The organism is Nonomuraea sp. NPDC003707 (assembly GCF_053587055.1).
This window is the reverse complement of sequence record NZ_JBSFNK010000059.1, coordinates 19,995-43,264: the sequence shown is the minus strand read 5'-3', so window position 1 is coordinate 43,264 and position 23,270 is coordinate 19,995. Positions and strand designations below refer to the sequence as shown.

The following is a 23,270-nucleotide window of genomic DNA, read 5'->3' as shown; positions in this document are numbered from 1 at the left end:
CGCCGCCAAGCGGCGCACTTTTCCGACTAATACGCGAAGGCGACAAGTATGCGTTTCGAGACCCTCGCGGTACACGCCGGAAGCCAGGTCGACCCTTATTCGGGTGCCGTGGTCGAACCGATCACGATGTCGACAACATTCGAACGTGATCCGGATGGTGGACACAGCCGCGGCTACCACTACTCAAAGGCGGGCAACCCTAACCGAAGAAGTTTGGAGCTTGCCGTTGCAGAGCTCGACGGAGGTGCCGACGCAATCGCCTATGCGAGCGGCACGGCTGCCGTAGCCGCCGTGCTGGGCATGCTTGCGCCAGGCGAGCATGTGCTGATCCCTGATGACGTTTTTCAAGGCACCGTACGGGTGTTGCAGCTGAGTCTAGCCCGATGGGGCATCACCTTCAGCACAGTCGATATGACCGATCTAGCCGCCGTCAGGGCTGCTATGCGTCCTGAGACGCGGCTGATCTGGGCAGAGACGCTGTCTAATCCACTCCTCAAGGTTACCGACATTGAGGCCGTCGCAGCGATCGCCCACCAAGGTGGGGCCATATGTGCGGTGGACAATACATTCGTCACTCCGGTGTTCCAACGGCCCTTGGCGCTCGGTGTCGACTGCGTGGTCCATTCCACCACCAAGTTCTTGTCTGGCCACGGCGACGTCGTTGGTGGAGTTGTCGTCGCAGGCGCCTTTCCCACAGAGCAGTTGCGTCAGCGGCAGTGGGTGGAAGGCGCCGTACCGGCACCGTTCGACTGCTGGCTCGTCCGACGAGGACTGAAAACCCTTTCGGTACGGATGCGAGCACACGCGGAAGGGGCCGCGAAGATAGCCGCATACCTGAACGAGCATCCAGCAGTCGCAGCCGTGCACTACCCGGGCCTGCCGGCCCATGCACAGCATGACTTGGCGAAGCGAACGCTCGACGGTTTCGGAGGGATGGTGTCCTTCCAGGTACGCGGAGGGCGCACAACTGCGATCGCGGTGGCGGCGGGAGTTCGGTTGTTCACCCGTGCCACCAGCCTGGGTGCCCCAGAAAGCCTCATCCAACACCAGGCCACAGCGCCCACTCACGGCACCGACACGACACTCGCCGACGATCTGCTCCGTCTGTCCATCGGCCTGGAGCACCCTGATGATCTGATCGCCGACCTCGACCAAGCCTTGGCGCGTGCCACAACCACAGATGAGGCGCTTTGATGACACCCGGCTCCGCCGTACGACGCCGACTCACCGAACTTGGTATCACACTTCCGCCGATACCGCCGACTCACGAATACGTCCCAGTCACGCGATTCGGTCAGCTGGCCTTCATTTCCGGACATGCGCCATATTCGGACGGAGGTCACCAGTACCGCGGCCGGGTCGGCGAGAACCTCAACCTCTCCGATGCTCGCACGGCAGCCCGCCTCGCAATCCTTGGTTGCCTCGTCAGTCTGGAACGAGCTCTGGGGAGCCTTGATGAGGTTGAACGCATCTTGAAGGTCAATGGATACGTCCATTGCGTTCCTGGCTATGAGCCACTCCCCAAGGTCACAGATGCCGCATCCGAACTGCTGATAAAACTATTCGGTACAGCTGGTCGCCACGCTCGCACCACCGTCGGCGTCGCCTCACTGCCAAGCGGCGTAGCCGTGGAAATGGAGATGATCGCAATCACCAAAGATTCCCCCAGGGCCAGCTAGACCGCATGAGCAAGCGCTTCCCTTCCCCTGTTCATTTGCGAACGGCGAGCACCCGTTTCTTCGGCCGAGCCGACGACGGTGTTCGGTACGAGTTCCGGCGGCGTCATCGTCTTGGAGTTGCTTGTCCGGCATGCGTCGGCGGTCTGTACGGTGGCTTCGTATGAGCGGGCTGCCAGGAAGCAGTTGGCAGAGGGGCAGGTATGGCTGGATTTCCTTTCCGAGCTCTATGACCTGTATCGGCAGACGGGGATCGATCTGGTGTTGAAGGAGTTTCGTGAGTCGATGTTCTCGGAGTCGATCATCGGTTGATGGGCCGTGCGAAGAATCGCGAGCTCAATGATTCGGGCATGCGAACGTCACATACTGGTTCGAACGTGAGTTGCGGCAGTACACCTTCGTTGAGCTCGACACCGAAGACGCTTGCCGATTACGCGGGCAACTCTGTTCAAGGGTGGCGCCAGCCGAGATTGGTCGTGCCGATATCTGACGTCGGGATGATGATGATGTTTGATGGTGTGATTCATTTTGGTGTTTTGGGGACGTTGGATGTTGTGCGGGATGGCCGGTCTGTGGCGATCCCGGCGGCGAAACAGCGGATCATTATGGCTACGTTGTTGCTGGATGCGAACGAGTTCGTGGCGCGTGAGCGGCTGGTGGATCGGCTGTGGAACGGGAATGTTCCGAGGGATCCCCGGAGTGCTTTGCATTCTCATGTGTCGCGGCTGAGGCGGGTGCTGGGCGATAAGGGGCGGCTGATCCGTGCTCATGGGGATGGCTATGCGGTGAGTGTTGCTGGGGATGGGTTGGATCTGCTGAGGTTTCGGGACTTGACGGCGCGGGCGGTGGGGGCGTCGGATGCAGCGGCGGAGGTTGAGCTGCTGGGGCGGGCATTGGCGTTGTGGCGGGGGCCGGCTTTGGTGGATGTGCCGTCGGAGTTGTTGCATCACGATGATGTGCCGGGGCTGGCTGAGGAGCGGTTGCTGGCGATGGAGCGGTTGTTGCATCTTCGGCTTCGGCTGGGTCGTCATGAGGAGACGGTGGCTCCGTTGAAGGCGTTGACGGCGGAGTATCCGTTCCGGGAGCGGTTGTGGGCGCATTTGATGGCGGCGTTGTTTCTGTCTGGTCGGCGGGCGGAGGCGCTGGAGGTTTATCGCAGTGTTGCGTCGTTGTTGCGTGAGGAGCTGGGTATCGATCCTGGTCAGGAGCTGACCCGGTTGCATATCGCCATTCTGGGCGACGATGTGGAGTCGGTGCGCCTGTTTGATGAGGCACACCCCGCGCAGGCGCATGCGATCGGTCCCCCCGGCGGAGGTCAGGTCGGGCAGCCCGGGGGGACTCTGGTTGGGCCGCGCGGGAGTCGGGTTGGACCGTTGGTGCCGGGTCCGTTGGTGCCGGCCGCCGGTGAGCGGCTGGCGGGTGAGGTGTTCGCGCCGGTGGTGTTTCCGCGGCAATTGCCGTCCGATGTGGCGCATTTTACTGGGCGGGTTGAGCAGTTGCGGGAGCTGGATGGCCTGCTGGTGGACGGGGCTGGGGTGGGGGGGAGTATGCCGATTGCGATCGCGGCTGTCACGGGGATGGGTGGGGTGGGGAAGTCGGCGGTGGCGGTGCATTGGGCGCATCGGGTGATCGATCGGTTTCCGGATGGGGTTTTGTATCTGAATTTGCGGGGGTTCGGTCCTGGTAGTGCGGTGGAGCCGGATGTGGCGTTGGAGATGTTGTTGCGGTCGCTAGGCGTGCCGGCGGCTCGGGTGCCGAAACAGACCGATGGGCGTTCGGCGATGTTGCGTAGTGTGCTGGGGCGGCGGCGGGTGTTACTGGTGTTGGATAATGCGCGGGATGCGGCGCAGGTGCGTCCGTTGTTGCCGGGTTCGCGGGCGTTTGTATTGGTCACTAGTCGTGATCAGTTGCGTGGGTTGGTGGCGCGGGAGGGGGCGCACCGGATCGGTTTGGGGCCGTTGTCGAGCGGGGAGTCGACAGCTTTGCTGTCGATGGTTGTCGGGCCGGCGCGGGTGGAGGGTCAGCCGGAGGCGGCGGCGGAGTTGGCGCGGTTGTGTGGGTATTTGCCGTTGGCTTTGATGATCGCGGCTGAGCATGCCACCGTTGGCGCCACTTCGTGTCTGGGCTGTCTGGTGAGGAAGATGCTCCAGGCGCGAAACCGGTTGGATCTGTTGGACACGGTTGATGATCGTGAGGCGAGTTTGCGTGCCGTACTGTCGTGCTCCTATCGGGTGTTGCCTTCGGCGGCGGGTCGGCTGTTGCGGCTGCTGAGTCTGCATCCGGGTAGCGCGTTCGATGCGCCCGCGGTGGCTGCTCTGGCCGGGCTCGGCCGTGATCAAGCTCGGCGGCTGTTGGACCAGCTCGCCGATCGGTCTTTGCTGGAGCGTGCCGGGCGAGAGCAGTACCGTTTCCACGATCTGATTCACGCCTACGCCAGCGAGCTGGTTTTGGAGGAGGATAGTCAGGGTGAGCGGGTCAGCGCGCGGCGGCGGGTTCTGGACTACTACCTCGATACCGCCGCACAGGCCGCCGATCAGCTGGAGCCCAGCCGCCGACGCTTTCCCTCTGCCAGCATCGGTCGGCCGGTCGAGCCGCTCACCTTTGATGGGCCAGCCGCAGCCATGCGCTGGCTGCGCGAGCAGCGCGCTAATCTGCGGGCTGCTGTCGGCTGTGCCGCCGAGCACGGCTGGGAAGATCTGACCTGGCAGCTGCCGCAGCTGCTGTGGCGCTTCTTCTTCATCAGTGGCCATCCGCGTGACTGGATCGACACTCACGCAAGTCAGCTCTCCCATGACGTCGGTGAGGCGGTCTTGGGGGTGGACACCCATAAGGACGTCCACGTCGCCGCCGTTGTCTCAGCTGTCGGTGTCTTGCTGGGAAGCCAGGAGTTCCCGGCCAGCGAGGCTGGCTACCAGCAGCTTTCGTCCTGGGCCCGTAGTTTTGGGCAGGTCATTCGGGCTGGAGTGGAGGGAACCGGTTCCTATGGGGCGGCGCTGACCCGTCATCTGCAGGGCCAGGGCCTCACGGTCATTGAGGTGAACCGACCGGACCGGCAGATGCGTCGCAGTCGCGGCAAGAGCGATGCCACCGACGCCCACGCCGCTGCCATGGCTGTGCTGTCCGGGCGGGCCACTGCTATTCCCAAGGCCGGCGACGGCCAGGTTGAACAGATGCGGATCTACAAGGTTGCGAAGGACTCCGCGGTCAAGTCCCGCACCCAGGCCATCAATCAGCTGAAGATGTTGCTGGTCAACGCTGAGCCGTGGCTGCGCGCGCCCCTGACCGGCCTGACCAGTGTCACGCTCGTGGCTCGATGCGCCGAGCTCCGTCCCGAGGACCACTCCGGAACGGTGGCGGCCTCGATGCACACTCTGAGGCTGCTCGCGCACCGGATCCAGCACCTCAATGGGGAGATCAGGGATCTTGAAAGGCGGATCACCGATGCCATCAAGGTCGTCGCCCCAGACCTCCTGGAGGAGATCGGGGTCGGTGCCGACTCGGCCGCGATCCTCCTTATCGCTGCGGGTGACAATCCTGGACGCCTCCGTGACGAAGCATCCTTCGCGGCGTTGTGTGGCGTCAGCCCCGTCGAGGCATCCTCAGGCAAGAGCCGATGTCGAAGGCTCAATCGCGGCGGTGACCGGCAGGCCAACGCAGCCCTGTTTCGGGTGATCCTTACCCGGATGCGTTGCGATGAACGCACTCGCGATTACGTGGTCCGCCGCACTGCGGATGGCCTTTCCAAACGAGAGATCATGCGCTGTCTCAAGCGCTACCTCGCCCGCAGCCTGTTCCGCATCATCCGTCCCGCGATCTCCGCCCACAACGCTCCAGCAGCACCTTGACAAACATAGGGGCATCGAGCAGGCCGCGCTCAAGTGCGTCTACATGGCGATCATGAGCCTGGACCCGACCGGCAAGGGCCGCAAACGCTGGATCACCCGCTGGAAAGCCGCCCTGAACGCCTTCGCCATCACCTTCGAAGGCCGTCTGACCCCGACCACCCGCTAATCAAGCAAGATCGAGATACACCACTGACTGGACACACCCCACCCGCGACACCAATGGTTATACAACAGCAGCTTTGACATCCTGCCGACAAAACCCCCTCCTGGCCCACCGATAATCACGTCCCGAGGGGAGACAGATTCGCGCGCGCCGGCCGTCGGCGTTCACGCCGGTGACCACCAGCACGTGCACGTTTGATGATGCGGCCGCCCTTGCGCACCTTCTGTGTGAGGGCGGCCTTCCAGAGGAAGGTGTACAGGCCAGCGCCCGGGTCCGGAACGCCTCGACCTGCTCATCCAGCGTCTTGGCCATCTGTGAGACCTGGCTCTTGGAGATGTGCTTGATGCCGAGCTGCTCGATGAGCTTGCCCAGGCGCCGGGTGGAGACCCTGAGCAGGTAGCTGGTGGTGTGCGCGGACACTCAAGTTGAGGATGAACGCGTCATCCAGGATGAGGATGTGATGGTGCGAGAAAACCCCGGCAGCGTGAGGCTGACGGGGTCTTGGTGTGCGGCTTGTCGGCTTGATGTGCACCTTGTCGTTGCGCCTGCTCTATACGGAGACATCCGGCCTGCGTAAAACGTCAAGGCCGTGCTCCAAGAGCAGCGCCAAGGCCCTCGCGATCACGACACAAGCAGTACATTCCACGTTGACATCGATGGCGTCGAGGTACCAGGTTTAGTTCATGGAAGAGTTTCGCATGGCGCGCGCCTTTTCGGTCGCGACCGTTGTTCGGTTGTTTCTCCCTTCCGTGCTCCTAATCCCCGTATGGCTGGTATTCATCGCCTTCATCCCTGATCGTCATCGTATCGAGCTGGTGTTCCTTGCAGCAGGGGCGACAGTGGCCTTCGCTGGCGTGCGGTTGCTCAGGTGGCGGCGGATGGCCGCTGCCACGGTTGCGCGCATCTCTCCTGAGGGCGTCGAGATGGAGGACTGGTACGGATCGCGTGTGCGCCTGGCATGGCGACATGTTGAGCGCATCGATGTCGTGGAAAGCGGGATTCCCAGTCCACGGACCATTACCAAGGCGGGCAGGATAGGTGTCCGAACCGGAGCCAGGCAATGCATCGGCCTGGTCGGCTGGGGCGAATACGAGATTCCTCACAACGCCTCCAACTGGTTGTTGGCCCATCGGGCCCGGCTGCCCATCGATCCGGTATCGGGTCTACAGAGAATCAGCATCCCCCTCGGCGTTGTCGATCCCCTGTGGGAACACGGCCCGATGGGAGACCAGGTCCGCCAGCACATGCCTGATCTCTTCCAGCCGACCGTCGCTCCCATCACGCATCCTGCCTAAGGGACAGGCGAGCAGCCGGTCTCACCGTAGATCACTCCGCAGTGATGACTTCGTTGACCGCGGCTCGGGCGGCCGATTCGTCGACGATGGTCTTGTCGGCGATGAAGGTGTCACTGGCCCGTTCTTGAGAACAGCGGAAAGGCGCGTGCCAAGCTTTCCGGCCGGCGAAGGCCTTCTACGTTGGCAGTCTTGCGGCCATCACCTTAATCAAAGTGATGGTGGTCACCTCTCCTCCGAACTTGGGTAGGGTACGGGTTTCGCAGACGATGATGTCACTGGCGGAACACGTGGCAAAGACATCGTCCACAGTGTCGTGAGCGCATCGGTGCGCCTTACTGCGGACCTGCTGCAGGGTATCCTGCGCCTGCTTAACATCGATCCCGTACAATAGGAATAGTAGGTCAACTTGAAAGAGTGTAGCTAATTGGTTCAGCATAGGCATTGACGGCTTACGTTTGCCACGCTCTATCAAGCTGATATGGCTGCCGGACATATTCACCTTTTTGCCGAGATCAACTTGCGTCAAAGCACGCTCGCGGCGCATCTGTTTTAGGCGTCGGCCTAGTGTTTCGCGATCCGCCATCAACCTGCTCCTTTGCATGGCGCATGATTTCTATCTTGAGGCTGTTGAGGTCACCAGGCCGCGGTGCGATGCTGTCTGGGGCTTCTACTCTAACTAGGTCTTGAAGGTTCGCCGTCGCCGGAGAGGCCGTGCCGGGGACGCCTCCTGTCGATGAGAGGAGGCGTGCGGCAGCGGCTCGGCGCGCGATGCGTTTGCTCATCTCGATTTTGGAGAGAGCGGCATTGAGCGATGATTCCAAGGATGAGGCCTCTTGACGCACGCCGGACAGTCCTTGACCTGCGAATGTGCGACTTCTGCTCAATGTTTGGACATCCTGGGCCATTTATCGGAGGGGTCGGCCTTGAAGGATTTGCAAGAATTCTTGACTCTTGGGGTGTGCGGCGATTTCCTGGGCATGCTCTCCAAATTGCTAAAAGAAACGCATTCCAAATTGTTGCCCATTCGTGAAGGCTTGTCGGATGTTCTGCCATGCGGGCATATCGGCGACAGCGGCGTGCTGGTCGAGGTTTTTTATCGCCTTGGCCACTTCAGGCAACCGTTCCCATATGGAGCCGTGCTCTTGGACATGGAGTGCACGTGCGGGGATGGATACGGCGCGCGCGTTCTGATCGCTCCGCTCTAGCGGAAGTCCGAACAGCTCCATGAGTTGAGAGGATTCAAGTTGGCGTTTGATGGATAACCAATCAGCCGTGTTGATCGACAGCAATACCTCCATGACCGCTGCACGTAGACTCTGATACGCCTCATCCAAGCTGGCCTGTTGAGGCTCGCTGATGGTCATGGGCTCTCTCCTATGCGGCAGAGCCGTATATCACGGAGGACATACACCTGATGAGTACTGTGATCCAGGCATCGACGGAGATCGACCTGGAGGACGCGGCGGTGGCGCGCAAGCGATGATCTTCATCCGCCAAACCACCGATCAACTAGCCGAACCATATCGGCCACGCTACAGATCTGCCCCTTGCCCTGCGGGGCCGCGCTCGTCCACCGCGCGGACGAGCGGTGCGGCGCTAGGCCGCGCCGGCGAAGGTGGTGATTCTGATCATCATGTCACTCCGGCTTTCCCGTCTTCACCCAGCGGGCGAAGGCGTCGATCCATTCCTGTGGCCAGGCGCCGTCGCAGGGCATGGTGCCCTCCCGCAGCCGGTCGAGGATGGCCTCGGCGTGGCGGGAGACGTCCTCGTGCGACCACAGATCGAAGGCGAAGGACATGGAGCGCCGGTCCTGAGCGCGGAAGAGGGGCTTGATGTGGGCCTCGAAGCTCAGCGGCTCGTCCGGTGCGGGCAGCGCTACGGCTGGCTGCTCCTCGACGGGCGCCAGGGCGGAGATCCGGGCGCCGGGAGTGGCCTCGCAGACCCACCACCATCGAGGGACAGGCATGTGCTGCGGAGGCCTGGCACCGGGCTGGGAGTTCTCCATCGCGAGCCGGGATCCCCACTCCACATAGGCGACGAACGCGGCGCGGAACTCGGGATCGGCAGGCAGCTCCGCGTCGTCCATCGACCTGACGATGAGCTGCACCCAGCGTGCCCGATGTTCCTCGGTGATCCCCTTGTTAAGATGCTGACTGACCATCCGGCCGTAACCGCCGTAAGTGTCGGTGTACGCCTTGGGACCGCCGAACACCTCGCCCAGCCAGGCCGCGACCCGTTCGGGGTGGTCCGGCTCCATGTTCGCGAACAGCGGCGCGAGCAGCGGATCCGCCGGGATGTGCCGCTCGTAGAACATGCGGGTCATCCGGGTGAGGGCGGGAAGGCCACCTGCCCACTCGAATAGGCTGGGGGTGCGGTCGGGGTCTGGCTCGGGATCGTGGAAGTTCACGTACCAGTGCATGCCGCTGCAGAACGGCTTGTTCCTGGAGTGGCCGCACCGGCAGAGGCTGTAGTGCTCGGCCGAGGCGCCCTGGTTCTGGGGTTCCGGGTCGCCGTGGTGGTCGACGATGGGGATGCCGCCGGTCACGCGGTACGGCCCGTCCTTGGAGACCTCGATCGCGGCGGGCCGGTCGCGCTCCGGTGGCCGCTTGCCGTCGATGGTGTAGCCGAGGGCGCCCGAGGGGCAGTCCCTGGCGGCGAGGACGACCTCGTCCATGCGTCCCCCTCGCGGGGCGACGAAGGGTTCGCGGTCGGCGCGGAAGGCGGTGGGGAGCCGCCCGGTGCAGAACCCGGAGTGCGCGCAGGTGCCGCGGTTGTCCGTGATCGTGATCGGCTGGCCGGGGTAGGCGTCGAGCCGGTCCGGGACCCGGTTGGGGTCCTTGCCGTCGGTGAACCCGATCCGGCGGTGGCTGCCGTCACAGAAGGGCTTGGCCGCCGAGGCGCCGCACCGGCACAGCGCCATCAGAGGACGCACAGGGATGGGCTGCCCGAGGTAGTCGGTGAGGCGTTCGGCGTTGATCACCAGGTAGGGGCCGTCGGTCATGACCTGGATCCGGCACGGCAGCCCCGCCTGCAGCGCCGCCAGTTCCTCGAGCCTGGCGCCGGAGTCCGGACCGGCGCAGGCAAGGTCCTGGAGCGCGGCCGCGGCCTCATACACCTGGACGGGCACGCCGGGTTGCGCGCTGAGCCTGGTTAGGTCCTTGGCCAGCTCCCACAGTTCGTCGCCGTCCGAAGGGCTGGCAGGGGCGCCCTCTTGCGTGACGTCCGACAGCGGCTGGATGACCGAGTCGGACAGCCGCCGCGCCGCTTCCGGCTGGTCGGCGAACCGCTCCCCCAGCGCACGCGCACGAGCCAGCAGCTCTGGAATCGTCATCTCATCTCCTCGCGCAGTGCGGCGATCGCTTCGACCTCGATAAGGAACCGAGAGTTGGCCAGCCCGGACACAACGCTCACACCGATCATGGGGGGGTTGGTTCCCCAGACGTTCCGCGCGGCGGCGAAGGCCTGGGTGATGTCGTGGCCCTCAACGACGCGCACGGCGAGTCTCACGACGTCCCTTAGAGTCGCACCCGCGGCGTCCAGAGCGGCCAGCATGTTGCGGAACGCCTGCTCGGCCTGAGTGCCGAGGTCGTCACTGACGATGTCCCCCGATGCGACAGCGTTCTGATTGCCTACGAAAACTAGCTTGTTCCCTCCTCGCACGGTCACCACCTGGGTGAACGCAGGGTTGGCGGGCAGGCTGGACGGATTGAGATATTCGATCATGAGCATTCCCATCAGTCGGACTCCAAACGACCGCAATCCGGTCTCACGATGTCAACGTCATACCTATTGCGTGAACTCGGCTCACCAGAACCCAAACTGCGAACTGGTCGGTCGCGACACACCTGGAGGGGGCGCAAAGGATCTTCGTGCGCGTCAGCCTGTCGATTGCCATGGATATGCCCTCGTCCTTCACCGTAGAGATCCAGAGGTCAGCCAGCTTAGGGACGGGGTCTGTCATGCGGCTGTCGCGTCAATGTCGCCCATCCAGTAGAACTCCTCGGGAAGATCCGCAGCACACGTAGCCAGGGTGCCGTCATCGATCGCGGGGAACGGGTAGTACTTGTTGCCCGCTGCGGCGAGCCCGTACGCGCCGACCAGACGGTCCATGTCCGGCAAGGGCGGGCAGTGTTCACTCAGGGGTGATGACCGGATGATCGCGATGCCGCCGATGTCGACGAGGACGCCTGCGGGGCTGGTCTCGGTGGTAGCGGTGATGGAGGAGGGGCAGGACAGGGAGTCGCCCATGTCGACGGTGAGGGTGGTGAAGCCCTGGCGGGACAGGTGAGCGGCCAAGCAGGCGGTGCTGTTGGCGTCGGCGATGTCCTCGGGGACGCCGATCGAGGGGGCGAGCATGCGAGCGGCGGCGCGCCCATCCTTGGTGGGGACGGTATAGAGGTAGCAGCCGAGTAGACCGAGACGGTCGGTAGCCTGGCGGAGGCGGTCCAGGTCGGGTGTCAGGGCGGCCAGGTCCGAGGCGGTTGGGACGGGGATGAGCATTCGAGGCCGTCCCACGGACGCGACGACGGCCGGACCTGCGAGCATCGGAAACAGGGGAAGAATCGGTCGCATTCAGGGGCGGTGGGCTCCCGGAGCGTGACCGGCCTCGGGTCGAACGACGTCTGGAACCCACCGGGCCGCCGCACGGCCCGCCCGGCGAAGGAACGGCCCCCTGCGAGCAGGGTGGTCCGGTACTCCGACATGCGGAACGGTCGGCGAGCACCGCCAGCGCGGCGACCGTTCCATGGCCGCAGGCGGGCAACTCGCCCTCAGCGGTGAAGAATCGCAGCGACACCTGCCCGTCACGGGTGGACACGAACACTGGGTGTGAAGTCCCCCACGCCACCTGCACGGCGCTCATCGTCGGTGAACGATCCCTCCGCCACAACAGCCGTTGGGCTGCCACCGCGACAGTCACGCAAACAGGCATGCACCATCATCGCATCTCACTCACTACTGGTCATCACAGGAAGGTCGTGCCCGGCGAGCTCGCCGCAGGGTCGGCCTCCGGCCTTCGCCCAGGGCGGGCGGCGGTGACCTGCTCGTCGACCCGCCAGCGCCCACCTATCGGATCCGCAACGCCAAGAGCGGGCAAGTGTCTGGCGATCGACGGCGCCAGTATCGCCGACGCCGCTCCCGCGGTGCAGCGTACCTGCACCACCGGGTCCGAGCAGCGGTGGTACCTGCGGGCCGACGCGGGCAGCGCGACCCTTGTCAAAAAGTCAACAGCACCCAGGTGCTGTCGATCTCCGGCGGGGGCAGCACCGCCGATGGTGCCAAGGTGATCCAGTGGCCGGTCAACAACGGCCCCGAATAGAGCTGGACTCTGGAGACCGCCACCACCTTCCCACCCGGCGACGACGATACGGGCGGGACGGCGGCCTCAGCCGCGACAGGTCGAGCCCGGCCCCGGCGCCGGCGCTGGTGGCTACGTCACCATCGTCCACGTACAGCACGTCCGGGTCGACCCGGACGGCTGGGAAGAGTGCGGCGAGCTCGTCCGCCAGCGCCCAGTGGGTGGTCGCCCCTCGTCCGTCCAGCAGACCGGCGTGCGCCAGCGCGAAGGCACCGGAGCAGATGCTGACCACCCGTGCTCCGCGGGAGTGCGCCCGGCACAATGCCCGGACGACCGCAGGTGAGGGTGGCTCCTCGGTGGGCAGCCAGCCCGGGACGACCACGGTGTCCGCCCGCTCGATTGCGTCCAGCCCGTCGCTCACGAGCATGTCGTACCCGGCGTGCGTCGCGACCGGGCCAGGGTGCTCCGTACACACGCCGAAGGCGTACCGCGTCGGAAGTCCTGGCCGCTCGATCCCGAACACCTGGGCCGCGCAGGCGAGTTCGAAGGTCGATTGCGGTGGGCGGACAAGCGCCGCTCCCCGATGCATGTCAGGAAAGTACCTCATGACGTCTTTCCTGACACTCGTGGGAGCGGTTGGTCGCCAGGCTGGCCTCATGACGACAGAACAGAACGCGCCTGACTATGTGTGGTCTGCTGTCCAGGACGCCCTGGTCCATGAGCTCTTCCCCGGCATCCGTGCGCGCCGCTGTGGAACGGGGACAATGGCGCGAAGGCCTATGTGCTGGAGATGGACGCGAACACCAGCTGGCAGGGAGTCGACGTCCACGAACCGGATCCCGAGGAGGTCTTCGTGGTCTCTGGCCTCTTCAACGACGGCGACCGGGACTACCCGGCCAGCTCCTTCATCCACGCCGCCGCGGGTTCCTCGCACATCCCGCAGACGACGACAAGCTGCACCCTGTTCCTCTTCTATCCGGAAGGTTAGATCATTGTGCTGGCCACCAGCTCGGTCTGACGGCCGGCCCAGGCGGTGAGCAGGTGATGTCTTCGGGGAATGGACAGCGGTGCCGAGGCCCCGCGCCGCCGCGGGACCCCGCGTGCCGACCCTGCTCGCCGGCCTGTCCCGATGCGTGCCCGACGCGGACCGGTGGCGGCCAGGCCGCTCAGGCCGGCTGCCGGATCTGGATCCACGTGGCTTTGGGCGCGGTGTACTCGTCGAGGGCGTGCAGGGACTTGTCCCGTGAGGTGCCCGACTGCTTGAACCCGCCCCATGGCACCGTCCAGTCGCTGCCGTCGTAGTCGTTCACCCACACCTGGCCCGCACGCAGCCGTCCCGCGACGTGCAGGGCCAGGTCGATATCCCGGGACCACAACCCGGCGCCGAGGCCGTAGTCGCTGTCGTTGGCCAGCCGCACCACCTCGTCGACGTCGTCGAAGGTGAGCACCGACAGGACTGGGCCGAAGATCTCTTCCCTGGCGATCGTCATATCGTTGCGGACCTGGTCGAACACCGTGGGTGCGAGGAAGTGACCGCCGGTCTCGGCGAGCAGCTCGTGGCCGCCGGTGACCAGCCGGGCGCCTTCGGCCCGGCCGCGCTCGACGTAGTCCAGCACTCGTTCCTTCTGCTGGGCGCTGATCAGCGCGCCCATCTGCGTGCGGGGGTCGAGGGGGTCGCCGATCCGCAGCGCGCGGGCGCGTTCGACGACGAGCTCCAGCAGGGGGTCGGCGATGTCACGGTGCGCGAACAGCCTGCTGCCCGCGCTGCACACCTGGCCCTGGTTGTGGAAGATACCCGAGATCACCGCGTCGGCGACGACCTCGAGGTCGCCGGCGTCGGAGAAGACGATGTGCGGCGACTTCCCGCCTGCTTCCACGCACACTTTCTTGCCGTTGGACTCGGCCGCGTAGCCCAGGAAGCGGCGGGCCGTCGCGGCCGACCCGGTGAAGGCGAGGCAGTCGACGCCGGGGTGGCGACCGAGCGCGGCGCCTGTCACTGGGCCGTCGCCGGGCAGCGTGTTCAGCACCCCGGGCGGCAGGCCTGCATCCATGGCAAGCTCGGCGATACGGATGGTCGTCAACGGCGACTGCTCAGCCGGCTTGAGTATCAGGCTGTTGCCGGTGGCCAGCACCGGGCCGAGCTTGTAGGCGGCCTGGTAGAGCGGGAAGTTCCATGGGGTGACGCAGCCGACCACGCCGAGGGGCTCGCGGCGGATCACGGCCAGCACGTCGGGACGCGTCGGCGCGACCTCGTCGTACATCTTGTCGCTCGCCTCGGCGTACCAGCGGGTCATCGCCGCCGACTTCGCGATGTCGCCGGAGAGCGCGTCGCGCAGCGGCTTGCCCGTGTCGAGGCATTCGAGCAGCGCGAGCTCCTCGCGGTGTTCGTCGATGAGCTCGGCCAGGCGCAGCAGGACCCGGCCGCGCTCGCGAGGCGTGCGGCGGGACCAGCGCCCGTCCTCGAACGCCGCCCGCGCCGACCGCACGGCGGCCGTCACGTCCTCCTCGGTACACCACGCGACCTCGGCGAGGAGGTCGCCGGTGGCCGGGTTCTCGGTCGGGAAGGACCGGCCGAGCGCGCCGGGCCGGTACTCGCCGTCGATGAAGGCGCGCGTCTCGGGCTTGACGTCCTTGGCCATGGCGCGGATCTCGGCCACGTCCCAGTCGAGCAACATGCGCTCACTCTCCTGTCGAGTCGATGGGGCCGGCGGCTCACACATGCCGCCAGGCGCTGCCGGCCGCGAGCGCCGGCCGGTCCGCGGCGAACGGGGCGATCGAGCGGGCGGTGGTGCCGTTCGTGACGAGGTCGACCATGATCTCGCCCAGAACAGGGGCGAACTTGAAGCCATGACCCGAGCACGCGGCCGCGACGCCGATCCTGCCCGGCAGCATGTCGAGCACGAAGTCCTCGTCGGGGGTCATGGTGTAGCGGCACGTCTCTGCTCGGATGAGCGGCCCAAGGCCAGGTAGCCGGTCCCGGGCGTACGCGACGAGGTCGTCGAGCGCGGGCCCGTGGACGGCGCCGGACAGGTCGTCGGCGGAGATCTCCGGGCCGTTGCGGTCGAGCATGAGCTTCACGCCGCCGCCGGGCGACAACTGCGGGAACATCGAGATCATCGGGGGACGGGTGGCGCGGTGCTCGATGGCGACGGAGAAGCGGTCCGGACTGAAGGCGTCGGACGCAGTGAAGTACCCGACCTGCTCGCGCGTCACCGTCAGCGGAAGCGGATGCCCGAGCGCGGCCAGCAGCGGGCCGCTCCACGAGCCCGCCGCGACGACGGCCGCCCCGGCCCGCACCTCCACATCACCGGCGTCGCTGCCTGACAGGCCGCCGGCCCCTCTCCAGACCTGGGCAGCGACCCCGCCATGTACGGGCCTGAGCTGGTGGACGCGGGACCGCTCGAGGATCTCGCAGCCGTGCGCCACCGCGCTCTCCGTCAGTGCGCGCACGCAGGCGTCCGCGTCGAGCACGCCCGCGTCCGGCTGGTACAGGCCCTCCGTGCCTGGATCGGGGCACAGCTGCGGGAACCGGCGTGCCAGCTCGGCCAGGGACAACCGCTCGAAGGCGACGCCGCACTCCCGCATCGTGTACGCCACGCGCTCAAGGGACGGCGTCCCGGCGCGGCCGAGGTCGAGCCCGCCCGTCGTGCGCAGCAGCCGCCGGCCGCTCTCCCGCTCCAGCGCGCGCCACAGGTCGTAGGACTCGCGGGCGAGCGTCACGTACCCGGCGCCGCCATAGGCGAGCCGGATGATCCGCGAAGGGCCGTGCGAGCTGCCATGGGCGTGGCAGAGGTGGTACTGCTCGACCAGCAGGGTACGCAGCCCGCGCCTGGAGGCCGCGGCGGCCACGGCCGTACCCGTCGAGCCGCCGCCGATGACCAGCAGGTCGCAGGAGAACGGGCTCACGAGTCGTACAGGTCGTGGTGGGCGGCGCGCGGTTCCTTCGCCAGCAGGTAGTCGTCGTCGAAGTCGTAGTACTTGGCGACGGTGACGTCCTCGCTGGCGAAGGCGGCGATCGACTGCTCGGAGTCCCAGAAGGTCAGCGTCTGGAAGTGGGCGACCTCGCCGTCGAGGTGGTGCAGCACGTAGGCGCCCAGGCAGCCGGGGCTCGAGCGGTAGTCGGGGATCGCGACCTCGCGCATTAGCCTGAGGTATTCATCGGACTTCGCGACGGGCGTGGTGCCGTGCCAGATACGGGCGATCAACAGAGGTCCTCTCCCAACATGCCATCTGTACTGGTACAGTTTCTGACTGTACTGCCATAGAAGCAGCCGCGGCGTGCGGCGGTCAAGGTGTTCGGCATGATGAACGCAGGCTCGGACGAACAGGAGGCTCGGTGAGTGCATGGCAGGACGTCATCACTGGATGTAGCAAGAAGGAGCTCGTGCACAGCGTGGAGCTAGCCGTCAGCTCCGGCGCGTTGACGCCCGGCCAGGCGATCCCCTCGGTTCGCGTGCTGGCCCGCCATCTGGGCGTCAGCGCCTCGACCGTGGTCGGTGCGTTCGCCGAGCTGCGACAGCGCGGGGTGATCGTCACCAGCGAGCGCCGCACCGGCGTCATCGCCCCGGCACCGCCGCTGAAGGCGCAGCCCGCCGCCCGGCCCGAGCCGCGGGCCGAGCCGGCGGGCGTCGATCTCAGTCACGGCGGCCCAGACCGCGCGCTGCTACCCGTGCTCCAGCCGGCCCTGCGCGCCGTCGCCGAGGAGAGCCACACGCCCCGGCTGTACGGGCAGGCGATGATCGATCCCGATCTGCGGGACCTCGTTCTCCCGCAGCTGCATGGGCTCCGGATCGACGTCGCCGCCGACCACGTAGGGGTCACCAGCGGCGCCCTCGACCTCGTCGAACGGGCGTTGCTGGCGAGCTGCCGGACCGGCGACCGGGTGATCGTCGAGGACCCCGGCTATCCCGACGTGTTCGATTTGCTGCGAGCCATGGGACTGCAGGCCGTGCCGGTCGCGGTGGACGACGAAGGCCTGCGGCCGGACGCGGTGCGGGAGGCGATGCGGCAGGGCGCGGCGGCGCTGATCCACACCCCCACCGCGCAGAACCCGTACGGCTCCAGCCTGACCGGCACCCGGGCCGGCGAGCTTGCCGAGATCCTCGCAGGCTGGCCGGAGGTCGTCGTCATCGAGGACCACCACCTCTCGCTCCTCGAACCTACGCACGCCACACTGGCGGGTCGCGTCAGCCGGTGGGCGGTGGCCCGGTCGGTGGCCAAGTCGCTCGGTCCCGACCTGCGGCTGGCCGTCGTCACGGCGGAGCCGCAGCTGTTCGCCCGAGTGCTCGGCCGGCACGCCCTCGGCCCCGGCTGGGTGTCACACCTGCTCCAGCGCACTGTCGTCCACCTGCTGGCCGACGAAGCGGTCCGGGAACGGCTCGGGCACGCGCGGCAGACCTACGACGCGCGCCGCACCGCCCTGCTGTCCGCGCTGCGCGCACGGGACCTGACCGCCCACGGTGCAACCGGCCTGAACGTGTGGATCCCCGTCGTAGAGGAGGGCTCGGCTGCGCTGGAGTTGGCAAACCGCGGCTGGGCAGTCAGCCCGGGCGGCGCCTACCGCAAGCGCTGCCCGCCGGGCCTGCGCGTCACGACCTCGACCCTGGATGTGGCGGATGCGCCCCGGCTCGCCGACGACCTCGCCCACGCCCTGCGCCCCCGCGCCGCCCGGCGCGGCTGACGCTTGGCATGGGACAAACGGCTGGTCGAGCACGGCGTCGAGCCGGATCGGTCAGCGGCCGTCGGGCTCATGCCATCACCCGCCCTCAACAGTCCGAACTATCGATCTGAGGCCCCTGACACCCGTCGGTGTTGGCGCCCCGGATCGGGTCAACTGAGCTCGAACCGGTCTGCGAAGAGGCTGAGCGTCAGCTGGAGCCTGCCCTCAAAGGGGACTCGACTTTCCTCGTTACATCCATGCGAACCATAAAAGCCGAACTCCGAGGAGGCTGACCTGGGCTTGATCCGGTTTGACGGACATCCGAGATCAGGGGCTCGTCCCCGGAAGGATGTCCATGATGGAGAGCATGGGGAAGAAGAAGCCGCGTCCTCGCCGCTCGTTCACGCCGGAGTTCAAAGCCGAGATCGTCGAACTGTGCCAGCGCGGTGACCGCTCGGTCGGGCAGGTGGCCAAGGACTTCGACCTGACCGAGACCGCGGTGCGGCAATGGGTCCGCCAGGCCGAGGTCGGCACCGGACGGCGGGACGGGCTCACCAGCAGCGAGCGGCAGGAGCTGGAGACATTGCGGCGGGAGAACCAGCGTCTTCAGGACGTCGACGTGCTCAAGCGAGCGACGGCTTACTTCGTGAGGGAGACCCGGTGAGCGTGCACCCGTTCATCGAGGCGGAGAAACAGAGCGGCCACAGCGTCAAGCGGGCGTGTGAACTGCTGAGAGTCTCCCGTGCCGCCGAGCAGATCGTCGCGGTATAGCTCAATGGCGGCCGCATCGTCGACGACGACTTCCTGGCCGAAGCCCGCCGGGCCCGCCTGCTACCCGGCGAAGACGAGCTGGACATCGAGCACCTGCTACGGGGCTTGCACGACCTCGGCTTCCGTGGGCCGCACTGCGTGGAGGTCAACTACCCTGCCTTCCGCGACCTGCCCGTCGACGAGATGGCCACCCGCGCCTACACGGGGGTCGAGGTGCAGCGCAACGAAAACGTACGCCAAGCCTGTTCTCGCCGGTCACCTGTGACGGTTGAACGCGGGATCCGGCGAGGCTTGGCGTACGTTCCCGTTCCGTCGCACAGGACGGCCTCCAGAGGAGGATCAGCCGGATCTCGCTGCTACGCGTATGCCTGAGGGGCTTGCATTCGGTACCTAGGTACAGGTTTACCGTCGAGGTATGACACAGAACGTTGCCCTTGACCTTGGATGGGCCCCCTCCGCCTGCACGCTGCCCACCGCCGAGCAGCCGCTGCGCGTGGCCGAGTTCGACGCCTTGTTCGCCGAGGCGGTGCAGGGTGTGGCACGACTCGAGCACACCCGGCTGCGGCTGGAGCTCGTCTTCAGCCCGGACAATGCCGCCCGTGCGGCGAACCTGGCCGCGCGGGAGAACGGCTGCTGCTCCTTCTTCACCTTCACCCTCGCCATCGCCGACGGCAGCCTGGCGCTGGAGGTGATAGTGCCGGCGGAGCACGTCGACGTGCTGGACGCGCTGGAGGGCCGCGCGGTCGCTGCGGTCGCCCGTTGAGTCCGGAGACGAAGGTGATGGACCGCATCGGCCGAGAGGACCTGCTCGTACTCCTTCAGGCCGAAACCGTGCAACTGGTGGAGGCGCTGCCGGCCGACGCCTTCGCCGCCAAGCACCTCCCCGGCGCCCGCAACGTGCCCGACCAGGTGTCCGCCGAGCTGGCAGCGCAGGTCGCCCCCGATCGGGGGGGCACGGTGGTGGTCTACTGCTCGGGCCCATACTGCAACCGCTCCAAGATCGCCGCTGCCGCGTTCGCCCGGCTCGGTTACGCCGACGTGCGCGTCTACGCCGGAGGCAAGCAGGACTGGGCCGAGGCCGGGCTGGCCTTTGACGGCAGCCGCGCGAGCGCCGTGGCGGGGCGGCCGACGTGAGGCAGCACATCGAACTCCAGAACTCAGGCGGGCCGTACCTGCGCAGCGGGCAGGTGGCCGAGCAGGCCGGCGTCAACCTGCAGACGCTGCGCTACTACGAGCGCCGTGGGCTGATCGCCGAACCGGCGCGCAGCCCGGGCGGGCACCGCGCCTACCCGCCCGAGACCGTCATCCTGCTGACGGTGATCAAGGCGGCGCAGCGGCTCGGCTTCACCCTGGAGGAGGTGGCTGAGCTTCTCGACACCGGCCAGCGCGGTCACCCCACTCCCGACCTGCGCGAGCGCGCCCAGGAAAAGATCGCCGAGGTGGACGCGCGGATTGCCGATCTGACCACCATCCGGCGCGCGCTCAGCGCGGTGGTCAGCGCCGGTTGCGACAGCCTGACCCACTGCACTTGCCCCGACTGCCCTCTGCCGTTTGCCGACCTGGCCACGAGCCGTACCCCCGAGGAGAACTGACCACAGTGAGCGCCCACCATGACCATCGCGCCTCCACCGGGGCCGTCCCGGTGAGCCTGCCTACTCCCGGCCGACAGCCTGGAGCGGGGGGCGACCCGGACGCCGACGGCGGCGGGCCACCGCTACGCAGCAAGGTTACCGCCGCCCTGGCCGTACTGGCGTGCGCCGCCTGCTGCGCGCTGCCGGTGCTGATCGGCGCCGGGCTGCTCACCGGCGCCGGCGCCGCGCTGGCCGAACAGACATTGCTGACCGTGGCCGGGCTACTGGTCGCCGCCGCGGCGGGCATGTGGTGGCTGCACCGCCGCCGCGCCTCGCGCGTGGTCGACGGGTTCGCCGCGGTCGGAAGCTGCGGATGCGGTGGGAACGGCTGCGGATGCTGAACACCCGCCACGCTGCACCACTCCCGGCAACGGCCCAGGCGGCCCGGCGAAGGGCCGGATGCCGGGATGCGTTGTACTACCTGCCATGACGATCGTCCGTTCCCTGGTGTTGTTCGCCCTGGCCGCGCTTGCCGAGATCGGCGGAGCCTGGCTGATCTGGCAAGGCGTGCGCGAGCAACGCGGCCTGGCCTGGATCGGTGCCGGTGTCGTCGCCCTGGGGTTGTACGGGTTCGTCGCCACGCTGCAGCCGGATGCGAACTTTGGCCGCATCCTGGCCGCCTACGGCGGCGTGTTCGTCGCCGGATCACTGGCCTGGGGGATGGTTGTCGACGGCTTCCGGCCCGATCGCTGGGACGTCATTGGCGCGCTAGTCTGTCTGGCCGGCGTCCTGGTGATCATGTATGCGCCGCGCGGCTGAACCACCTATCGCTTTCTCCGAAACGAGGAGTTCTGACACGCCGCACCACCCCGCCCGGCGGTGTCCGATTCGACCCCCGCCGTCGTTCTCATAACCTCTCGCAAAACCACGTTCTCACAACAGCGCGCACGATAGGTTTTGCGACATTAGTGATCTTGATGATCTGGCGGTTGCGGTGGAGGCCTTCGAATGTCCGACGTGTGGGGCGCCGGCGGGGAGCGCCTGCCGGACGCGAGGCGGGAAGGTCGCGCCGAAGTACCACACCCCGCGCTTCATGCTGGTGCCGCAACTGCGGGCGGAGCTGGAGGTGCGGACGCCTGTTGATCGCGGTCCCGGCCGGGCCTGGGCGGCGGGCCCGGAGCGCCAGGCCACCGCTGCCGACATCGCTGCCGGGGCCAAGCCGACCCGGGTCGGGTACGCCCGATGCAGTACCGCACAGCAGGAACTGCAGAGTCAGCTGGACGCCCTGCACCAGGCAGGGTGTGAGCCGATCTTCTCGGAGAAGATCAGCACCCGCGTGAAGGTGCGGCCGGAGTTCACCAAGGCGATGGACTTCGCCCGCACCATCAAGACGGCGGTTCCGCATCAGCGGGTGATCGTCACGGTGCACGAGATGAAACGCCTGGGGCGAGGCGCGGCCGAACTGCCGACCATCGCCGAACAGCTGCGGCGGGCCGATATCCAGCTGGAGCTGCTCACCGGCCCGCTGCAGGGCGTGTACGACCCGAGCGGCCACGGGGCCGCGCTGTTCGCGTTCTTCGCCGGGATGGCCGAGTCCGAACGCGAGTACATCGGGGAGAGGTCGCTGGAGGGCCAGCCCTCGGCGCGCGAGCGCCGCCGCCACGGCGGCCGTCCCAAGGTGTTCGACGACGACATGATCGCCTATGCGCGCACGCCGCGGGCTCGCGGCGTGGCGGTGCCCGACATCGCGGCCAAGCTGGTCATCCCCACGAGCAAGAACAAGTGCGCTCACCCCTCCGTCGCCAGCGTCTACCGCATACTGGCCGAGGAGACAGGGCAGGAGGGGAAGCGGCACAGGCCCGCTCAGCCGATGAGCCGCTGGCCGGGCTGAAGCTCGCGATCGGCCTGCCCGTGCTGGGCCGCGACGATCTTGGCCGCGAGGGTGACGCATTCGCCGCAGATCTGCACCCCGGGCCCGTGCACCATGAGGTCCTCGCTTACCCCGCGGCGGCGACTCGGTCGTCAACGATTCTTGACGACTTGCTGTTCGTCAAATTATTTTGACGGCATGGGTGTGGACCTGGACGAGAGCAGGCGTCTGATGGACAAGGCCGCCAGCACAGATCCCGAGGTCGGCCTGGCGGCGGTGCTCGCGCTGCGCCAGCTGGTGGAGGTGCTGGAAGCGCTGCAGGTGGACAACGCGCGCGCTCAGGGCTGGTCCTGGCGCGACATCTCCCGTCGGCTCGGGCTGACCAAGCAGGCCGTGCATTACAAGCACGGGCTGCGCTTCCGCCGTGAGGAGCGGTGATGTGGGACCGGCTGACCGCCGAGGGCCGCCAGGTGATCCGCTACGCCCACGCCGAAGCCGGCGCCTTCGGCCATCAGCTCGGCCGCTACCCGTGGACCTACTCCTACATCGGTGATGAGCACGTGTTGCTCGGCATCCTGCGGCACGGCGACAGCACGGCCGCCCGGCTGTTGCGCGAGCACGGCCTGGAGCTGGCCGAGGCGCGCGAGCAACTGCGCCGGATCGGCCCGGTACTACGCCCGCACGTCGACGGCGACCAGGCGCTGCGCGCTCGGGGTGGACCCCGAGGCGTTGCGCCGGCGGCTGCAGGAGTCCTTCGGCGGCGAGGCGGTGGCGGCCGCGGAACGGCGCGTGCGGCGCCGCCCGTGGTGGCGCGGCGGCCGCACGGGCTGGGCCCGGCCGTGCACCTTCCTGCTGGCCAAACGCGCCTTCGACATGGCCGCCCGGCTCGCCAAGCGCCAGGGCGCGGACGGCGTCGGGCCCGAGCACCTGCTGTACGGGGTGCTGGGCGACGCGCTCGACCCGGTAGGCACCCAGTTGAGTAGGAAGGGCCGCCGGCAGCTCGCCGAGTACGGCTGGCGGCCCGACCGCCCCAACCCGGCGCGGCTGCTGCTCGAATCCCGCGATCTGGACGCGGCCCGCCTGCGGGCCCGCCTGTACGCCGAGCAGGGCTGGTCGGCCTGACC

At 67.1% G+C, this 23,270-nt stretch carries 28 protein-coding genes and 2 pseudogenes; 18 read left to right on the top strand and 12 right to left on the bottom strand.

The genetic code is table 11. From position 1 onward, the window contains the following. Positions 1-48 precede the first annotated feature (48 nt). From ACWDRB_RS62500 to ACWDRB_RS62480, 5 genes and pseudogenes are all read left to right on the top strand, one after another. Entirely contained in the window at positions 49-1,194 is a 1,146-nt protein-coding gene (locus ACWDRB_RS62500; RefSeq protein ID WP_449911434.1) for a trans-sulfuration enzyme family protein, read from the top strand. Beyond that, positions 1,194-1,679: a RidA family protein gene (locus ACWDRB_RS62495; protein ID WP_449911432.1), complete on the top strand. Its 486-nt coding sequence runs from the start codon at positions 1,194-1,196 to the stop codon at positions 1,677-1,679. Before ACWDRB_RS62500 ends, ACWDRB_RS62495 begins: the two co-directional genes overlap by 1 nt. Positions 1,680-1,790: 111 nt before the next feature. Next, positions 1,791-1,988 (top strand): hypothetical protein, encoded by a 198-nt coding sequence (locus tag ACWDRB_RS62490; protein ID WP_449911430.1) that lies wholly within the window; start codon positions 1,791-1,793, stop codon positions 1,986-1,988. Then, on the top strand, positions 1,988-5,521 hold the full coding sequence (locus ACWDRB_RS62485; protein ID WP_449911440.1) for an IS110 family transposase: 3,534 nt from the start codon (positions 1,988-1,990) through the stop codon (positions 5,519-5,521). The genes ACWDRB_RS62490 and ACWDRB_RS62485 overlap by 1 nt, the downstream gene beginning before the upstream one ends. A 16-nt stretch (positions 5,522-5,537) precedes the next feature. Then, a pseudogene (locus ACWDRB_RS62480) lies at positions 5,538-5,687 on the top strand (IS256 family transposase); the annotation flags it as partial. Between the two features lie 57 nt (positions 5,688-5,744). On the opposite strand, the gene ACWDRB_RS62475 reads toward ACWDRB_RS62480, so the two are convergent. Then, on the bottom strand, positions 5,745-6,104 hold the full coding sequence (locus ACWDRB_RS62475) for a transposase (protein ID WP_449911428.1): 360 nt from the start codon (positions 6,102-6,104) through the stop codon (positions 5,745-5,747). Between the two features lie 263 nt (positions 6,105-6,367). Between ACWDRB_RS62475 and ACWDRB_RS62470 the strand changes: the two genes are divergently transcribed. Continuing rightward, positions 6,368-6,979, top strand: a complete 612-nt coding sequence (locus ACWDRB_RS62470; protein WP_449911426.1) for a hypothetical protein — start codon at positions 6,368-6,370, stop codon at positions 6,977-6,979. 175 nt (positions 6,980-7,154) lie between these two features. On the opposite strand, the gene ACWDRB_RS62465 is transcribed toward ACWDRB_RS62470, so the two are convergent. The 7 genes and pseudogenes from ACWDRB_RS62465 to ACWDRB_RS62435 all read right to left on the bottom strand — a co-directional run bounded on the left by ACWDRB_RS62465 (position 7,155) and on the right by ACWDRB_RS62435 (position 12,882). Further along, entirely contained in the window at positions 7,155-7,562 is a 408-nt protein-coding gene (locus ACWDRB_RS62465; RefSeq protein WP_449911424.1) for a helix-turn-helix domain-containing protein, read from the bottom strand. 409 nt (positions 7,563-7,971) lie between these two features. After that, positions 7,972-8,343 (bottom strand): hypothetical protein, encoded by a 372-nt coding sequence (locus ACWDRB_RS62460; RefSeq protein ID WP_449911422.1) that lies wholly within the window; start codon positions 8,341-8,343, stop codon positions 7,972-7,974. Positions 8,344-8,615: 272 nt separating this feature from the next. Then, a complete protein-coding gene (locus ACWDRB_RS62455; protein WP_449911420.1) occupies positions 8,616-10,310 on the bottom strand; it encodes a CDGSH iron-sulfur domain-containing protein in 1,695 nt (564 codons plus the stop codon). Next, positions 10,307-10,702 (bottom strand): RidA family protein, encoded by a 396-nt coding sequence (locus ACWDRB_RS62450; protein ID WP_449911418.1) that lies wholly within the window; start codon positions 10,700-10,702, stop codon positions 10,307-10,309. Before ACWDRB_RS62450 ends, ACWDRB_RS62455 begins: the two co-directional genes overlap by 4 nt. Before the next feature lie 234 nt (positions 10,703-10,936). Further along, positions 10,937-11,479 carry a PhzF family phenazine biosynthesis protein gene (locus tag ACWDRB_RS62445; protein ID WP_449911416.1) on the bottom strand — a complete coding sequence of 181 codons (543 nt, stop codon included), beginning with the start codon at positions 11,477-11,479 and terminating at the stop codon, positions 10,937-10,939. A gap of 259 nt (positions 11,480-11,738) precedes the next feature. Continuing rightward, positions 11,739-11,840 (bottom strand): annotated as a pseudogene (locus tag ACWDRB_RS62440) (PhzF family phenazine biosynthesis protein); the annotation flags it as partial. A 436-nt stretch (positions 11,841-12,276) separates the two neighbouring features. Then, positions 12,277-12,882, bottom strand: coding sequence for an AraC family transcriptional regulator (locus ACWDRB_RS62435; protein WP_449911414.1), 606 nt, complete (start codon positions 12,880-12,882; stop codon positions 12,277-12,279). A 183-nt stretch (positions 12,883-13,065) separates the two neighbouring features. Here ACWDRB_RS62435 and ACWDRB_RS62430 point away from each other — a divergent pair, with 183 nt between their 5' ends. Continuing rightward, positions 13,066-13,263, top strand: a complete 198-nt coding sequence (locus ACWDRB_RS62430) for a hypothetical protein (protein ID WP_449911412.1) — start codon at positions 13,066-13,068, stop codon at positions 13,261-13,263. A 178-nt stretch (positions 13,264-13,441) separates the two neighbouring features. Here the strand turns inward: ACWDRB_RS62430 and ACWDRB_RS62425 are convergent, their stop codons facing one another. From ACWDRB_RS62425 to ACWDRB_RS62415, 3 genes are read right to left on the bottom strand one after another with little or no spacing between them, the layout of a single operon-like run. Continuing rightward, positions 13,442-14,950 carry an aldehyde dehydrogenase gene (locus ACWDRB_RS62425; RefSeq protein WP_449911410.1) on the bottom strand — a complete coding sequence of 503 codons (1,509 nt, stop codon included), beginning with the start codon at positions 14,948-14,950 and terminating at the stop codon, positions 13,442-13,444. Between the two features lie 37 nt (positions 14,951-14,987). After that, complete coding sequence (gene solA / locus ACWDRB_RS62420) at positions 14,988-16,181, bottom strand: N-methyl-L-tryptophan oxidase (protein ID WP_449911408.1); 1,194 nt, start codon at positions 16,179-16,181, stop codon at positions 14,988-14,990. Continuing rightward, the gene (locus ACWDRB_RS62415; protein WP_449911406.1) at positions 16,178-16,480 is read right to left on the bottom strand and encodes an antibiotic biosynthesis monooxygenase family protein; all 303 of its coding nucleotides are present in this window, start codon (positions 16,478-16,480) and stop codon (positions 16,178-16,180) included. The genes solA and ACWDRB_RS62415 overlap by 4 nt, the downstream gene beginning before the upstream one ends. A gap of 131 nt (positions 16,481-16,611) precedes the next feature. Here ACWDRB_RS62415 and ACWDRB_RS62410 point away from each other — a divergent pair, with 131 nt between their 5' ends. The 8 genes from ACWDRB_RS62410 to ACWDRB_RS62375 all read left to right on the top strand — a co-directional run bounded on the left by ACWDRB_RS62410 (position 16,612) and on the right by ACWDRB_RS62375 (position 22,167). Continuing rightward, positions 16,612-17,955 (top strand): aminotransferase class I/II-fold pyridoxal phosphate-dependent enzyme, encoded by a 1,344-nt coding sequence (locus tag ACWDRB_RS62410; RefSeq protein ID WP_449911404.1) that lies wholly within the window; start codon positions 16,612-16,614, stop codon positions 17,953-17,955. A 346-nt stretch (positions 17,956-18,301) separates the two neighbouring features. Continuing rightward, the gene (locus tag ACWDRB_RS62405; protein WP_449911402.1) at positions 18,302-18,598 is read left to right on the top strand and encodes a transposase; all 297 of its coding nucleotides are present in this window, start codon (positions 18,302-18,304) and stop codon (positions 18,596-18,598) included. Between the two features lie 522 nt (positions 18,599-19,120). Then, the gene (locus ACWDRB_RS62400) at positions 19,121-19,468 is read left to right on the top strand and encodes a hypothetical protein (RefSeq protein WP_449911400.1); all 348 of its coding nucleotides are present in this window, start codon (positions 19,121-19,123) and stop codon (positions 19,466-19,468) included. 17 nt (positions 19,469-19,485) lie between these two features. Beyond that, positions 19,486-19,839 carry a rhodanese-like domain-containing protein gene (locus ACWDRB_RS62395; protein WP_449911398.1) on the top strand — a complete coding sequence of 118 codons (354 nt, stop codon included), beginning with the start codon at positions 19,486-19,488 and terminating at the stop codon, positions 19,837-19,839. Continuing rightward, on the top strand, positions 19,836-20,297 hold the full coding sequence (locus tag ACWDRB_RS62390; protein WP_449911396.1) for a MerR family transcriptional regulator: 462 nt from the start codon (positions 19,836-19,838) through the stop codon (positions 20,295-20,297). Before ACWDRB_RS62395 ends, ACWDRB_RS62390 begins: the two co-directional genes overlap by 4 nt. 5 nt (positions 20,298-20,302) lie before the next feature. Further along, complete coding sequence (locus ACWDRB_RS62385; protein ID WP_449911394.1) at positions 20,303-20,677, top strand: hypothetical protein; 375 nt, start codon at positions 20,303-20,305, stop codon at positions 20,675-20,677. 85 nt (positions 20,678-20,762) lie between these two features. Beyond that, positions 20,763-21,095, top strand: a complete 333-nt coding sequence (locus ACWDRB_RS62380; protein ID WP_364200881.1) for a YnfA family protein — start codon at positions 20,763-20,765, stop codon at positions 21,093-21,095. 175 nt (positions 21,096-21,270) lie between these two features. Beyond that, entirely contained in the window at positions 21,271-22,167 is an 897-nt protein-coding gene (locus ACWDRB_RS62375; protein ID WP_449911391.1) for a recombinase family protein, read from the top strand. Here the strand turns inward: ACWDRB_RS62375 and ACWDRB_RS62370 are convergent. After that, positions 22,140-22,262: a hypothetical protein gene (locus tag ACWDRB_RS62370; RefSeq protein ID WP_449911389.1), complete on the bottom strand. Its 123-nt coding sequence runs from the start codon at positions 22,260-22,262 to the stop codon at positions 22,140-22,142. The two genes, ACWDRB_RS62375 and ACWDRB_RS62370, sit on opposite strands and share 28 nt — an antisense overlap. An 82-nt stretch (positions 22,263-22,344) precedes the next feature. On the opposite strand from ACWDRB_RS62370, the gene ACWDRB_RS62365 reads away from it, so the two are divergent. From ACWDRB_RS62365 to ACWDRB_RS62355, 3 genes are read left to right on the top strand one after another with little or no spacing between them, the layout of a single operon-like run. Next, complete coding sequence (locus ACWDRB_RS62365) at positions 22,345-22,584, top strand: RNA polymerase subunit sigma-70 (protein ID WP_449911387.1); 240 nt, start codon at positions 22,345-22,347, stop codon at positions 22,582-22,584. Then, on the top strand, positions 22,584-23,129 hold the full coding sequence (locus ACWDRB_RS62360; protein WP_449911385.1) for a Clp protease N-terminal domain-containing protein: 546 nt from the start codon (positions 22,584-22,586) through the stop codon (positions 23,127-23,129). The genes ACWDRB_RS62365 and ACWDRB_RS62360 overlap by 1 nt, the downstream gene beginning before the upstream one ends. Then, positions 23,122-23,268 carry a hypothetical protein gene (locus ACWDRB_RS62355; RefSeq protein ID WP_449911383.1) on the top strand — a complete coding sequence of 49 codons (147 nt, stop codon included), beginning with the start codon at positions 23,122-23,124 and terminating at the stop codon, positions 23,266-23,268. The genes ACWDRB_RS62360 and ACWDRB_RS62355 overlap by 8 nt, the downstream gene beginning before the upstream one ends. Positions 23,269-23,270 lie beyond the last annotated feature (2 nt).